The 12762-nt window shown below is 67.9% G+C and carries 13 protein-coding genes and 1 pseudogene; 4 read left to right on the top strand and 10 right to left on the bottom strand.

Annotated features, from left to right (window positions below; genetic code table 11):
* Nucleotides 1-2: 2 nt before the first annotated feature.
* A complete protein-coding gene (locus LV780_RS06285; RefSeq protein ID WP_011908426.1) occupies nucleotides 3-764 on the bottom strand; it encodes a motility protein A in 762 nt (253 codons plus the stop codon).
* Nucleotides 765-1003: 239 nt separating this feature from the next.
* Between LV780_RS06285 and LV780_RS06280 the strand changes: the two genes are divergently transcribed.
* The gene (locus LV780_RS06280; RefSeq protein WP_011908425.1) at nucleotides 1004-1159 is read left to right on the top strand and encodes a DUF1127 domain-containing protein; all 156 of its coding nucleotides are present in this window, start codon (nucleotides 1004-1006) and stop codon (nucleotides 1157-1159) included.
* An 85-nt stretch (nucleotides 1160-1244) separates the two neighbouring features.
* On the opposite strand, the gene coaD is transcribed toward LV780_RS06280, so the two are convergent.
* The 3 genes from coaD to LV780_RS06265 form a co-directional block, all read right to left on the bottom strand.
* Nucleotides 1245-1733 (bottom strand): pantetheine-phosphate adenylyltransferase, encoded by a 489-nt coding sequence (gene coaD / locus LV780_RS06275; RefSeq protein WP_011908424.1) that lies wholly within the window; start codon nucleotides 1731-1733, stop codon nucleotides 1245-1247.
* Nucleotides 1734-1802: 69 nt separating this feature from the next.
* Nucleotides 1803-2237, bottom strand: coding sequence for a CBS domain-containing protein (locus tag LV780_RS06270; RefSeq protein ID WP_011908423.1), 435 nt, complete (start codon nucleotides 2235-2237; stop codon nucleotides 1803-1805).
* Between the two features lie 50 nt (nucleotides 2238-2287).
* A complete protein-coding gene (locus LV780_RS06265; protein ID WP_108222275.1) occupies nucleotides 2288-3181 on the bottom strand; it encodes a LysR family transcriptional regulator in 894 nt (297 codons plus the stop codon).
* Between the two features lie 102 nt (nucleotides 3182-3283).
* On the opposite strand from LV780_RS06265, the gene LV780_RS06260 reads away from it, so the two are divergent.
* Nucleotides 3284-4783: a CoA-acylating methylmalonate-semialdehyde dehydrogenase gene (locus LV780_RS06260; protein WP_108222274.1), complete on the top strand. Its 1500-nt coding sequence runs from the start codon at nucleotides 3284-3286 to the stop codon at nucleotides 4781-4783.
* 119 nt (nucleotides 4784-4902) lie between these two features.
* Nucleotides 4903-5034: pseudogene (locus LV780_RS06255) on the top strand (IS110 family transposase); the annotation flags it as partial.
* Between the two features lie 218 nt (nucleotides 5035-5252).
* On the opposite strand, the gene LV780_RS06250 reads toward LV780_RS06255, so the two are convergent.
* On the bottom strand, nucleotides 5253-6224 hold the full coding sequence (locus LV780_RS06250; protein WP_108222287.1) for a DUF808 domain-containing protein: 972 nt from the start codon (nucleotides 6222-6224) through the stop codon (nucleotides 5253-5255).
* Nucleotides 6225-6577: 353 nt separating this feature from the next.
* Between LV780_RS06250 and gap the strand changes: the two genes are divergently transcribed.
* A complete protein-coding gene (gene gap / locus LV780_RS06245; protein WP_101340036.1) occupies nucleotides 6578-7579 on the top strand; it encodes a type I glyceraldehyde-3-phosphate dehydrogenase in 1002 nt (333 codons plus the stop codon).
* Nucleotides 7580-7645: 66 nt separating this feature from the next.
* Here the strand turns inward: gap and LV780_RS06240 are convergent, their stop codons facing one another.
* From LV780_RS06240 to LV780_RS06220, 5 genes are read right to left on the bottom strand one after another with little or no spacing between them, the layout of a single operon-like run.
* Complete coding sequence (locus LV780_RS06240) at nucleotides 7646-8290, bottom strand: adenosylcobinamide amidohydrolase (RefSeq protein WP_108222270.1); 645 nt, start codon at nucleotides 8288-8290, stop codon at nucleotides 7646-7648.
* A complete protein-coding gene (locus LV780_RS06235) occupies nucleotides 8287-9039 on the bottom strand; it encodes an ABC transporter ATP-binding protein (RefSeq protein WP_108222269.1) in 753 nt (250 codons plus the stop codon). Before LV780_RS06235 ends, LV780_RS06240 begins: the two co-directional genes overlap by 4 nt.
* Nucleotides 9036-10025 (bottom strand): FecCD family ABC transporter permease, encoded by a 990-nt coding sequence (locus tag LV780_RS06230; RefSeq protein WP_011908416.1) that lies wholly within the window; start codon nucleotides 10023-10025, stop codon nucleotides 9036-9038. The genes LV780_RS06235 and LV780_RS06230 overlap by 4 nt, the downstream gene beginning before the upstream one ends.
* A complete protein-coding gene (locus LV780_RS06225; RefSeq protein WP_108222267.1) occupies nucleotides 10022-10894 on the bottom strand; it encodes an ABC transporter substrate-binding protein in 873 nt (290 codons plus the stop codon). Before LV780_RS06225 ends, LV780_RS06230 begins: the two co-directional genes overlap by 4 nt.
* Nucleotides 10869-12746 (bottom strand): TonB-dependent receptor plug domain-containing protein, encoded by a 1878-nt coding sequence (locus LV780_RS06220; RefSeq protein ID WP_108222265.1) that lies wholly within the window; start codon nucleotides 12744-12746, stop codon nucleotides 10869-10871. Before LV780_RS06220 ends, LV780_RS06225 begins: the two co-directional genes overlap by 26 nt.
* Between the last annotated feature and the right edge of the window lie 16 nt (nucleotides 12747-12762).

The raw sequence follows: 12762 nt of genomic DNA, 5'->3' as shown, positions 1-12762 counted from the left end.
CCTCAGGCGGCCTTGCGCTTCAGCTGCTGCTTGCGGTCGAGGGCGCAGACCATCTGATCCTCGATCACCCGCGCGGACTCGCCGCGCGCGATCCCGCGCAGCCCCTCGATCACCAGCTCGCGGTAGGTCACCTCATCGGCCGAGTAGCCCTCGAGCTTGTTGAGGATCGGCGCGAAGATCACATTGGCCATCAGCGCGCCGTAAAGCGTCGTCAGCAGCGCGACGGCCATGGCGGGGCCGATGGACTTCGGGTCGGTCATGTTGCCCAGCATCAGCACGAGCCCGATCAGCGTCCCCACCATCCCCATCGCGGGGCCGATGTCGATCCAGGCCTTGACCGCGCCCTGATAGGCCTCGTGCCGGACCTTCATCGCCTTGATCTCGTACTTGAGCTGCTTGACGAGCTTGGCCTCGTCCGTGCCGTCCACCAGAAGCTGCAGGCCCTTCTCGAAGAAGGGATCGGGCACCGCCTTGCCCTCGAGCGCCATGATCCCGTCCTTGCGCGCGGTGTTGGACAGTTCGACCATGATCGAGATCACCTCGTTCGTGTCGAAGCGCGTCGGCTTGAACACCTTCGACATCGCCTTGAAATGACCGAGAAAGACCGGAAACGGCTTCATGGCGAGGACGATGAAGGCCGTGCCCACCACCACGATGAAGAAGGACGGAATGTCCACGAAGGGCGTTACGCCGCCCGCATAGATCATCGAGCCCACGACCATGACGACGGCCCCGATCAGTCCGATGATTGCTGCGATGTCCATGCCGGCCCTCTGGTCCCACCATCTGCGGCAGGAGCGGCAAGAAACATGCCAGCCAGAGACGCCCTTTGATGCTTCCGCGCGCGATCACGAGAGCGTGCGCGGATGCGCCTCCCGGCGGCGTCGGTTTCGCGCCTTGCGCATGCTGCATGGCAGCACGGCGATAACGGCCGTTGTTAGCGCCAACATTCGACGCCAATTAGAGCGCGAGGAGGAAAGGAACTCTCGAAGGACACATGACAATGAAAACCCTGATCCAACCGATTTTCGCCGCGCTGCGCGACCATGCCCGCTATCGGCGCACCCGCGCCGAACTGGCCCGCCTGCCGATCGACACCCGGCTCGACCTCGACATCTACGACGTGGACGCCTTTGCCCGGCGCGCCGTCTGGGGCTGACGCAGGATACGGCCGTCCATCCGCCGCGATGCGGGCTGTGCATCCGCCAGCCCCTCCGGCGGCCGGGCCGCCGGGCCCGCCGATTTCAGCGATACTTGGCCATCAGCGCCGCGCCCACATCGGGCGTGACGAAACTCGACACATCCCCGCCGAGCCGGGCGATCTCCTTGACCAGCTTCGAGGCAATGGCCTGACGGCGGGCGTCGGCCATCAGGAACACGGTCTCGATGCCCGCATCGAGCGCCCGGTTCATGCCGACCATCTGGAACTCGTATTCGAAATCGGCCACCGCGCGCAGTCCGCGCAGGATCACCGAGGCCCCCACGTCGCGGGCGCAGTCGATCAGCAGATTCTCGAACGGATGCACCACGATCTCGCCACCGTTGGCGGCGATGGCGCGGCACTCGCTCTCGACCATGCGCACGCGCTCTTCGAGCGAGAACAGCGGCCCCTTGTCCCGGTTGATGGCGACGCCGATCACCAGACGGTCCACCAGCGCCATGGCCCGCTGGATGATGTCGAGATGGCCGAGCGTCAGCGGATCGAAGGTGCCGGGATATAGACCGATGCGCATGATGCCTCCCACTTGGTCGGAAGGCACGCAAACGCATCGCGAAGCGGGATGCAAGCCCGAAACGCCGCGTCAGAATCCCTTGATCATCCCTTCCAGCGCATCCTTCTCCATCGACAGCTCCGACAGGCGCGCCTTCACGACGTCTCCGATCGAGATCAGCCCGACCATCTCGCCCTCGGCCATCACCGGCAGGTGGCGGAAGCGGCCCTCGGTCATGATCTGCATGATCCCGTCCGCCTCGTCCGAACAGGCGCAGGTCACGATCTTCGAGGTCATGATCGATTCGACCGTGTCCGAGAGGCAGCCGGGCCCGCGCCGCCCCAGCTCGCGCACGATGTCGCGCTCGGAGAGCATCCCGTCCGGCCGCTTGCCGTCGCGCGACACCACGACCGCGCCGATCCGGCGCGAAGACAGCACCTCGGCCGCCTGCGCGACGCTCGACCCCGGCGGCACCGTCACCACACCATCATCGGACTTGGTCTTCAGTATCTGCTGAACGAGCATCTTGCGGGCCTCCTCCCGAATTCTCCATCCGAGAATCAGTCTAACGCAATTTACGGGCGAGTCATGTCCTCCAGTCGTAGGACTTCCCGCTTCAGCCCCTGCGCCAGCGCGTCGGCGAACCTGTTCAGCCGCTCGAGCCGGGCATCGTCCTGATGCCGGATGAGCCAGAAGCTGCGGCGGAGGCTGAGCGCCTCCGGCAGGATCTTCACCAGTTCGGGGGCCGAAGGCATGGCGAAATCATGCACGATCCCCACCCCGGCCCCGGCCCGGAGCCAGTTGAGCTGCACCGACACCGAGTTCGAGGCGAAGGGCACCGCCCCCGAGCCGAGCCCCGTCAGGTAATCCAGCTCCTTGTCGAAGATCATGTCGGGGATGTAGCCCACCATCCGGTGCGCCACGAGATCCTCGAGCGTGGCGATCGGCGGGTGGCGCGCCAGATAGTCCCGGCTGGCCGCCAGATGCAGATGGTAGTCGGCCAGCTTCTGCACCCGCAGCCGCCCGGCCTCGGGCCGGCTCACCCCGATCGCCATGTCGGCTTCGCGCTTCGAGAGGTTGAAGACCCGCGGAAGGGCCACGATCTGCACCTCGAGCCCGGGGTTCCCGTCGCAGATCGCAGCCAGCACCTGCGGCAGCAGGTAGTTCGCGCAGCCATCCGGCGCCCCGATGCGGATCTGCCCCGAGAGCCCTGCGGCGCCCTGAAGATCCTCGGCCGCCTCGGTCACCGCCTGCTCGGCCCGCTCGGCATGGGCCAGCAGGCGCTGCCCCGCCTCGGTCAGCGCGTAGCCCTGCGGGCTCTTGGCGAAGAGCGGCGCCCCCAGCGCCTCCTCGAGCCGCGCCACGCGGCGGCCCACCGTCGCCGGATCCAGCCTCAGGCCGCGACCCGCCCCCGACAGGCTCTCGACGCGCGCCACGGCAAGGAAGATGCGCAGGTCGTCCCAGTCCAAAGCGGCCTCCGTTCGGGCATTTCTGCAAGACGCTTTTGAAGTCTTGCCGCTTTCTCACCGGGAATTGCAAGCTATCCTGCCGCCCAACCAAGGGAGGATTCCATGGTAGAACTGAGCCACTGGATCGACGGCAAGCACGTCAAGGGCAGCTCGGGCCGCTTTGCCGATGTCTTCAACCCCGCCACCGGCGAGGTGCAGGCCCGGGTGCCGCTCGCCTCGAAGGCCGAGCTGGACGCCGCCGTGGCCTCGGCCGCCGAGGCGCAGGTGAAATGGGGCGCCACCAATCCGCAGCGCCGCGCCCGCGTGATGATGGAGGTGGTGCGCCTTCTGAACCGCGACATGGACAAGCTGGCCGAGGCGCTGAGCCGCGAGCACGGCAAGACCCTGCCCGACGCCAAGGGCGACGTGCAGCGCGGGCTTGAGGTGATCGAGTTCTGCATCGGCGCGCCGCACCTTCTGAAGGGCGAGTTCACCGACAGCGCGGGCCCCGGCATCGACATGTATTCGATGCGCCAGCCGCTGGGCGTGGCCGCGGGCATCACGCCGTTCAACTTCCCGGCCATGATCCCGCTCTGGAAGATGGGCCCGGCGCTGGCCGCGGGCAACGCCTTCATCCTGAAGCCCTCCGAGCGCGACCCCTCGGTTCCCCTGATGCTGGCCGAGATCTTCCAGGAGGCCGGCCTGCCCGACGGCGTCCTGCAGGTGGTGAACGGCGACAAGGAGGCGGTGGACGCCATCCTCGACAATCCCACGATCGCCGCCGTGGGCTTCGTCGGCTCGACCCCGATTGCGGAATACATCTATTCCCGCGGCTGCGCGAACGGCAAGCGCGTGCAGTGCTTCGGCGGCGCCAAGAACCACATGATCATCATGCCGGACGCCGACCTGGATCAGGCGGCCGATGCGCTGGTGGGCGCGGGCTATGGCGCGGCCGGCGAACGCTGCATGGCGATCTCGGTCGCGGTGCCGGTGGGCGACGACACCGCCGACGCGCTGATCGAGCGGCTGATCCCGCGGATCGAGAAGCTGAAGGTCGGCCCCTATACGGGCGGCAACGACGTGGACTACGGCCCGGTGGTCACCGCGGCGGCGAAGGAGAACATTCTGCGCCTCGTGAACTCGGGCATCGAGCAGGGCGCGAAGCTGGTGGTGGACGGGCGCAACTTCGCGCTCCAGGGCTACGAGAGCGGCTTCTTCGTCGGCCCGCATCTCTTCGACCACGTCACGCCCGAGATGGACATCTACCGCAAGGAGATCTTCGGCCCGGTGCTTTCGACCGTCCGCGCGGCCTCCTACGAAGAGGCGTTGAGCCTTGCGATGCACCACGAGTACGGCAACGGCACGGCGATCTTCACGCGCGACGGCGACGCGGCGCGCGACTTCGCCAACCGGGTGAATGTGGGGATGATCGGGATCAACGTGCCGATCCCGGTGCCGCTGGCCTATCACACCTTTGGCGGCTGGAAGAAATCGGCCTTCGGCGACCTGAACCAGCACGGGCCGGACGCCTTCCGCTTCTACACCCGCACCAAGACCATCACCTCGCGCTGGCCGAGCGGGATCAAGGAAGGCTCGGCCTTCAACTTCAAGGCGATGGACTGAAACGGCGACGGGGGACGGGGTCGGCTGACGCATCCGACACGGCTCTGATGATGTGACCGCTCCGCGACGGCATTGATGTGTCAGGGTGGGTCTGCGAGGATCCACAGAGGGGAGCGGTCATGTCGGAGACCGTCACGGTCGGGTTCGACCTGCCGAAGACTGTGTTTCACGCGCATGGCTCGACCGCCTCGGGGCGGACGGCTCTGCGCAAGACGCTGAGACGGGATCAGGCGCTGGCGTTCTTCGGGCAGCAGCTCACACGGCAAGTGCGCCATGGTCGAGCACTTCCACTACGACAGCCCCGATCAACTGCAAACCACGTCGCGGATGTCATGGCAGAGCACGACTTCGCCCGGCGGCTCAAGACCCTCAGGGACCTCACAGCCTACGAATAGACCTGCTAGGTCCGGACCTCGGAGCCAGATGGATTGGTCCTCGACCCGATCCACCAGATGCCGGGCCTGAACAGCTACCGGTGCGGCCTGGCTCGGGGCCGGAGGCGGGCGACGAGCCTCCAGGCGGGCGCGATGATCCGGGTTGCCACCGGAATCAGCGCGAGGCCGAGGGCCAGCCCGAAAAGCCCGTCGAAGAAGGCCGTAACGATCCATTCCACCAGGCCCGGCGCCTGTGGAACCCGTGCGGCCACGGCCACCGCAATGTCGTGGATGTGGTGGTGCAGCCAGCCCCAACCCAGCTCGTAGAGCCCGTGGATCACGATGGCCCCGCCGACCCAGATCATCGCGGCCGTGCCGACCGCGGCCAGGAGCTTCAGGAAGCGCGGCATGCCGTGCACGATCCCGCGCCCGAGGGCGCGCGTCACGGCAAGCCGGCCGCGCAGGCTCATCAGCACGCCCAGGTCATCGGCCTTCACGATGGCCGCAACCCCGCCATAGACCAGCACCGTGATGCCGGAGCCCGCCGCAGCCAGCGAGGCCGCCTTCATGACAATCCCGCCCGGCGGCAGGGCCGCCAGCACGATGGTCATGATCTCGGCCGAGAGGATGAAGTCGGTCTTGATCGCCCCCGCAACCTTCTGCTCCTCGAGATGGGTGGGATCGCCCGAGGCCGCCTCGTCCGCCTCGTGGTGGCCGCCGAACAGATGGGCCACCTTCTCGGCCCCTTCAAAACAGAGGTAGGCGCCGCCGAGCATCAGCAGCGGCGGGATCGCCCAGGGCGCGAAGGCCGACAGCAGGAGCGCCGCGGGCAACAGGATCACCAGCTTGTTGAAGAACGAGCCCTTGGCGATGCGCCACACGATCGGGATCTCGCGGGAGGCGTCGAAGCCCTGCACATATTTCGGCGTCACGGCCGCATCGTCGATGACGGCGCCCGCGGCCTTGGCACCCGCCTTGGCGGCCTGCCCGATCACATCGTCCACCGATGCCGCGGCGACCTTGGCGATCGAGGCCACATCGTCCAGCAAGGCCAGCAAGCCGCTCATGGTCATCCCTCTGGCTGTTCACGCCGCACAGTTGTGGCAGAAGCCGCGAGCCGCCGGAAGGGCCGTGGCTGCGGCCGGCTTGCGCCGGTCGCCCTGCCCGCTCGACGGGCCCGACCGCATCCCCCGTTCCCGACGATCCCGCTTGCGCTCTCCCCCGACCTCTGGCTCAACGGGGCCGCCGCGATCCTGGTTCTGCCGCGCAAACTCTTCCGTCTGGTAAATCTTCCCGTCCTCTGGCGCTGGTTTCCTCGTTTCTTAGGTTGAATTGCGTTCGGATCTGGGGTCGTTAGCCTGAAGACCATCCGCGTGCGCGCGACTCGTCGCTTGCGCCCGCCAAATGCTGGGAGAGCTCTATGACCGTGAAAGTGGCAATCAACGGCTTCGGCCGCATCGGGCGCAACGTGCTTCGCGCCATCATCGAATCGGGCCGGACCGACATCGAGGTGGTGGCGATCAACGATCTCGGCCCGGTCGAGACGAACGCGCACCTGCTGCGCTTTGACAGCGTGCATGGCCGCTTCCCTGCCACCGTCACCACGACCGCGGACTCGATCGACGTGGGCCGCGGCCCGATGCAGGTCACCGCGATCCGCAACCCGGCGGAACTGCCCTGGGGCCATGTCGACATCGTCATGGAATGCACCGGCATCTTCACCGACAAGGAGAAGGCCAAGATCCACCTCGAGAACGGCGCCAAGCGCGTGCTGGTCTCGGCCCCCTCGACGGGCGCCGACAAGACCATCGTCTATGGCGTGAACCACGAGACGCTGACCGGGGAGGATCTCGTCGTCTCGAACGCCTCCTGCACGACGAACTGCCTGTCGCCGGTGGCCAAGGTGCTGAACGACACGATCGGCATCACCAAGGGCTTCATGACCACGATCCACTCCTACACCGGCGACCAGCCGACGCTCGACACGATGCACAAGGATCTCTATCGCGCCCGCGCCGCGGCGCTCAGCATGATCCCGACCTCGACGGGCGCGGCCAAGGCCGTGGGGCTCGTGCTGCCGGAACTGAAGGGCAAGCTCGACGGCGTGGCGATCCGCGTGCCGACCCCGAACGTCTCGGTGGTGGACCTCGTGTTCGAAGCGAGCCGCGCGACCAGCGTCGAGGAAGTGAACGCCGCGATCCGCGAGGCCGCCGACGGCACGCTGAAGGGCATCCTCGGCTATACCGACCAGCCGAACGTCTCGATGGACTTCAACCACGATCCGCATTCGTCGATCTTCCACCTCGACCAGACCAAGGTCATGGAAGGCAACATGGTGCGCATCCTGACCTGGTATGACAACGAATGGGGCTTCTCGAACCGCATGGCCGACACGGCCGTGGCGATGGGCAAGCTGATCTGAACCGGGCGGGATCGCCTGTCGGGGCCGACCTTCGGGTCGGCCCTTTCCTTTGCGCAAGCGGCGGTCTCAGCCGCCGTCGCGCTCGGCGAGCCACTGGCGCGCGCCGCCGAGAACCGCCTCGCGCACCGCCGCCCCCACGGCTTCGCCCACCGCGGTGTGAAGCCCGGCATACCGCCCCTCGCCCGGCTGGCAGGCCATGACCAGACAGTCGGTCCCGGTGCCGGTGGCAAGCCCGGTCGGCAGGACCAGACCCGCCTCCAGCAACGCGGCCGTCCGGGCCTCGACCGCGATCGACAGCGCCTCGAGCTGTGCCGCCTCGGTCAGTCCGGTCTCGGCCACGACCAGCAGGTTGATGGTTCCCGCCACCCGCTCGGACACAAGCCGCCGGCCCACCGCCTCGGCATTGCCAAGCCCGACGGTGGCCAGACAGGCGGCCCGCACCCCCTCGACCGCGGCCGACGCAGAATGGTGCCGGCGGACATCGCGCGAGGTCAGCATCCCGACCGCAAGGCCAAGCCCCCGCGCGGACATCTGCTCTCCGAGCCACAGCTCGGCATCGAGACCCGGCCCCAGATCCCGGTCGCGCACCTCCCGCCAGACCACCCGATCGGCCGTAACCCAGCCCGGACGGTGGGGCGCCCAACTCAGCAGGCGCATCGGGACCGGCAGCCGGGCGATCAACCAGGGCCGATCGAGCGCGACCTCGATCACCGCGTGACGCCCAGCGGCTGGAACACCGGCCCGTCCGGCGTGTCGGCGAAGAAGGCGCGGACCCCGAACACGTCCGAGAGATTGGCCGCCGTCAGCACGAGCCCCGGAGAGCCGTCCGCCACGATGCGCCCCCGCGCCATCAGAAGAAGCCGCGTGCAGTGCCGCGCCGCAAGCCCCAGATCATGGATCGAGGCCACCACCGCCCGCCCCTCGGCGGCCAGGTCGCCGAAGACCTGCATGGCGCGGATCTGGCTCTCGGGATCGAGGCCCGCCACCGGCTCGTCCGCCAGGAGCAGCGGCGCCTCCTGCGCCAGCGCACGGGCGATCAGCACCCGCGCCTGCTCCCCTCCCGAAAGGGCCGTGGCGATGCGCTCACGGTAGCCCGAAAGTCCCATCCGTCCCAGCGCACGCGTCACCGCCTCGCGGTCGGCCGGCGTCAGCTTGCGCCCCATGTGGGGCACGCGGCCCAGCGTCACCAGCGTCTCGACATCGACGGGCCAGGCGATCTCGCGCGCCTGCGGCAGGAAGGCGGCCGCCCGCGCGCGCGCCCGTGGCGGAAGGGCCGCGAGGCTGCTGTCGCCCGAAGCCGGCAGAAGGCCCATCGCCGCGCGCAGAAGCGTGGTCTTGCCGGCCCCGTTCGGGCCGATGAGCCCGACGAACTCACCCGGCGCGACCAGCAGCGTCACATGATCCACCACCGGACATTCGCCGCGCCGCACCGTCAGGTCCGTCAGGGAAAGCAGGCTCATGCCTCGACCCTCCGCATCCGCCAGATCAGATGCAGGAAGAACGGGGACCCCACGATCGCCGTCAGCACCCCGAGCTTGAGATCCCGGTCCGGCGCGATCACCCGAACGGCGATGTCGGCGGCCAGCAGCATGGCCGCCCCGCCCAGGGCCGCAGCCGGCAGCAGCCGCGAGGGCCGCGCCCCCACGAGCGGCCGCAGGATATGGGGCACCACGAGGCCCACGAAGCCCACCGCCCCCGCCACGGCCACCGCCGCGCCGACCGACAGCGCCGTGCCGAGGATCAGCGTCAGCCGCAGCCGCCCGAGCCGCACCCCCAGCGCCTCGGCGGCATCCTCGCCCAGCGTCAGCGCGTCAAGCCCGCGCCCGAGCGTCAGCAGCAGCACGGTCCCCGCGATCATGAACGGCAGGGCCAGCGCGACGTGGCTCATGGATCGGTCCGCGAGCGAGCCCATCATCCAGAAGACGATCTCCATCGCGGCGAACGGGTTGGGCGAGAGATTGAGGATCAGCGCGACCCCCGCCGCCGCCAGCGCCGAGATCGCGACCCCCGCAAGGATCAGCGCCAGCGCGCCGCCGCGCGGTCCGGCCAGCCCCAGGATGAGCAGCACCGACAGCGCCGCCCCCGCCAGCGCCGACAGCGGCAGCGCCAGCGTGAAGGCCGCCGCAAGCCCGGTCTGAAGCGCGATCACCGCCCCAAGAGCGGCGGATGAGGAAACGCCGACAAGACCAGGTTCTGCCAAGGGATTTCTCAGGAATCCTTGCAGCGCCGCGCCCGAGATGCCCAGCACCGCGCCCACCGCCAGCCCGAGGATTGCCCGCGGCAGCCGGATCTCGCGCATCACGAGAACGACGGCCTCGCCGCGCCCGGCCAGCAGGGCCTGCAGCGACTCGCCCAGGCCGAGCGCCGCAGGCCCGACCAGCAGCGACACCGTGAAAAGAAGCGCCACCACGAGGGCCAGCGCGCCGAGAAGAAGGGGATATCTCACCGGGTTCCGTCCCACTGGGTCAGGCGCTCGCTCTCGAGCCCCCGGCGCGACTCGGCCATGGTGCGCAGCGCGGGCAGGATCGCCGGCGTGCCGCAGATCCAGTCGGCATCCGATACCTCGGCCGCGCCCGCGTCGCTCTGCACCGCGCGCAGGGCGGGATGGGCCAGAAGCTCCTCGGCCCGCGAGGCGCCGGGATAGGCGGCCGAGGTCACGATCATGTCCGGCGCGGCCATCACCAGCCGCTCGAGAGGCAGGTTCCCACCCCCGTCGAGCCCCAGTTCGGCCGCCACGTTGGAAAAGCCCGCGTGGCGCAGGATCGCGTCGGCCAACGTGCCCGAGCCGGTCGTGTAGCCTGACGGGTAATACATCGCGGCCCGCGCAGGCGGCAGGTCCGACCGCAGCCGCTCGAGCCCCGCCTCATAGTCCCGCACCAGCCCTTCCGCCTGAGCCTCGCGGCCGAGCGCGCGGCCCACGATGCGCAGATGCTCGCTGACGTCGGCCAGCCCATTGGCGGGTGGAAGTTCGACCACCTCGACCCCCAGCCGGCGGAGAAGATCGACGCTCGACCGGGCGGTGAAGGTGCCGGCCAGCACGAGGTCGGGCTGCAAGAGGAACACCTGCTCGGCCTGGCCCCGGTTGGCCGGATAGGCCCGCGCCTCCTCGACCATGGCGGACGTCTGAGGCTCGCTTGCCAGGTGCGAGACCGACAGGAGCTGTCCGGGCGCCGCCAGCAGCATGGCGAGCTGATCGGTGCAGAGATTGATCGACACCACCCGCCGTGGCCCCTCGGCCACGGCGGGTGCGGCGGCGGTCATCCCCGCCACCAACGCCAGCGCAAGCCGCCTAGAAGCTCTTGCGCAAGCCGACATAGACCGCACGCTCGGATGTGCCATAGCCGGCAACCTCCTGATAGCTCTTGTCGAGCAGGTTCTCGAGGCGCAGCGTCACGCTTGTGTCGAGCGCCAGGTCCCAAGCGAGTGCCGCATTGACCACAGTGAAGCTGTCACCGTCGCCTGTCGGACGACCAGATATATGCGTCAGCCCCAGTTGCCCGCTCACGTCCTCGACGAGTGCCGCCTGAAGCGTGAGCGAAGCATCATGGTAGGGCACGCGGCTCCGGCGGTTGCCCGAGGGATCACGGGCATCCGTATAGGTGTAGGATCCGGCAAGGCTGAGCCTCTCGGTTAGAGGAACTGATGCCTCCAGCTCGACCCCGCGATTTCGAGACAGGCCTTCCCGGTTCTCGTAGCGGTTGGTGAAGCCGTCGGGCAATTCCGAGTCGCAGGTCAGCGAGGTGAATTTGCCACAATAGGTGATCGCATTGTCGATCTCGAGCTGGAAGAACGTCAATCCGACGGACGCCCCTGAAGCGAGATCCAGATCCGCACCCAACTCGTAGCTCAGGCTCCGTTCCGGATCGAGATCGGACGCAGGTGCAATGCCCCATTCCGCGGCGCCCGCACGCTGGTAGAAGGACGGCGCGAGAAAACCACGTGCCACGGCACCTCTCAGGGCCAACGTCTCGGTGGGGCGCCACACGCCCGACAGGCGACCGCTGGCAAAGTTGCCAAACTCGCTGTTGTGATCGCCACGCACTGCCAGCGACAGATCGAGATCCGAGGTAGCGGCCCACTGAGCTTGGCCGTAGAGGCCTGTGGTACGCGCATCCATCCCGTCGACCATGCCGGCAGTCCTGCCGGTCTCCCGCATGCTGTCCACGCCGTAGACAAACTGCAGCCGCGTGCCAACATCGGTTACGCCCTTGTAACCAAATGTGGTGCGGGTTGAATGGTAGAAGTCGGCGCCCGGCGCGCCTTCGAACAGGTCGCGGTCCAGCTCGTAGCGACTGACCTCGAACGTATGGACGCTCGCGCCATGCGCCCATTCAGCATAAAGGCGCGCGCCGGCTTCGTGCCGCTTCTGCACTGCATCTTCCTGCCACCATCCATCATAGTCCGCGGTGGTTCGTTGGCCGAAGGCATCAAGGCCGACAACCATCTCATCGGTCAGGTCATAGCGCAGCCCGAACCCAAGCCGGTTTGCCTCGATCCCGTCAGAATCGAGCGACGGGTCTCGGGGCAACGTGTCGACAGCCGAGAACCCGTCACTCTTGACATGGCCGAGAGAGAGGCGCGCCTCCAACCTGTCAGAGAGATAGCCAAGGTCATAAGCGAGCCGTCGCGTATTGTAGCTCCCACCCTCAACCTGGATCCTTTGGCTGAAGCCCTCGCTCACGGGGCGCAGGCTCTGAACACTGACGATGCCCGCAACCGCAGATCCACCATAAAGGGCTGATTGCGTTCCACGCAGCACCTCGACGCGCCCCACCCCGACACCGGTCAGGCTGCCGAAGTCGAAGGAGGGCGCGATGTTGGTCGGATCGTCCACCCGTATGCCATCGACGAACACCGCAACGTAGCGCGGCGCGGCCCCTCGGATGCGAACCTCGGTCGCAGACCCTGCCGGCCCACTGGCCGTCGTGCTGACGCCGGGAAGGCGCGAAAGTTGATCGGCCAGAAGAAGGTCACCGCCGGCATCGAGATCCTCCGAGGTCAGCACAGCAACCGCGGACCCTACGCGGTTGGCGCTGGTCTCGGTGCGGTTGGCGGTGACGATGATACGGTCAAGCGGGATCACCGTCTCGTCCTCGGCCGGCTCGGCCACCGTCTGGATCGGTATCGCCGCAACCAGCGCGATCATTGAAATGCCGGTCTTCCTCATTTTGTCTTCATTCCTT

This window comes from Cereibacter azotoformans (assembly GCF_021391315.1).
Taxonomy (GTDB): Bacteria; Pseudomonadota; Alphaproteobacteria; order Rhodobacterales; family Rhodobacteraceae; genus Cereibacter_A; species Cereibacter_A azotoformans.
The sequence above is the reverse complement of the archived record's forward strand: the minus strand, read 5'-3'. Positions and strand labels throughout refer to the sequence as shown.

Bases quoted from the DNA above. Each gene is read 5' to 3' on its own strand.
- LV780_RS06280 (WP_011908425.1), top strand. From the start codon at position 1,004: ATGAAAACCCTGATCCAACCGATTTTCGCCGCGCTGCGCGACCATGCC.
- coaD (WP_011908424.1), bottom strand. From the start codon at position 1,733: ATGCGCATCGGTCTATATCCCGGCACCTTCGATCCGCTGACGCTCGGC.
- LV780_RS06270 (WP_011908423.1), bottom strand. From the start codon at position 2,237: ATGCTCGTTCAGCAGATACTGAAGACCAAGTCCGATGATGGTGTGGTG.
- LV780_RS06225 (WP_108222267.1), bottom strand. From the start codon at position 10,894: ATGTCGGCTTGCGCAAGAGCTTCTAGGCGGCTTGCGCTGGCGTTGGTG.
- LV780_RS06285 (WP_011908426.1), bottom strand. From the start codon at position 764: ATGGACATCGCAGCAATCATCGGACTGATCGGGGCCGTCGTCATGGTC.
- gap (WP_101340036.1), top strand. From the start codon at position 6,578: ATGACCGTGAAAGTGGCAATCAACGGCTTCGGCCGCATCGGGCGCAAC.
- LV780_RS06260 (WP_108222274.1), top strand. From the start codon at position 3,284: ATGGTAGAACTGAGCCACTGGATCGACGGCAAGCACGTCAAGGGCAGC.
- LV780_RS06220 (WP_108222265.1), bottom strand. From the start codon at position 12,746: ATGAGGAAGACCGGCATTTCAATGATCGCGCTGGTTGCGGCGATACCG.
- LV780_RS06235 (WP_108222269.1), bottom strand. From the start codon at position 9,039: ATGAGCCTGCTTTCCCTGACGGACCTGACGGTGCGGCGCGGCGAATGT.
- LV780_RS06250 (WP_108222287.1), bottom strand. From the start codon at position 6,224: ATGAGCGGCTTGCTGGCCTTGCTGGACGATGTGGCCTCGATCGCCAAG.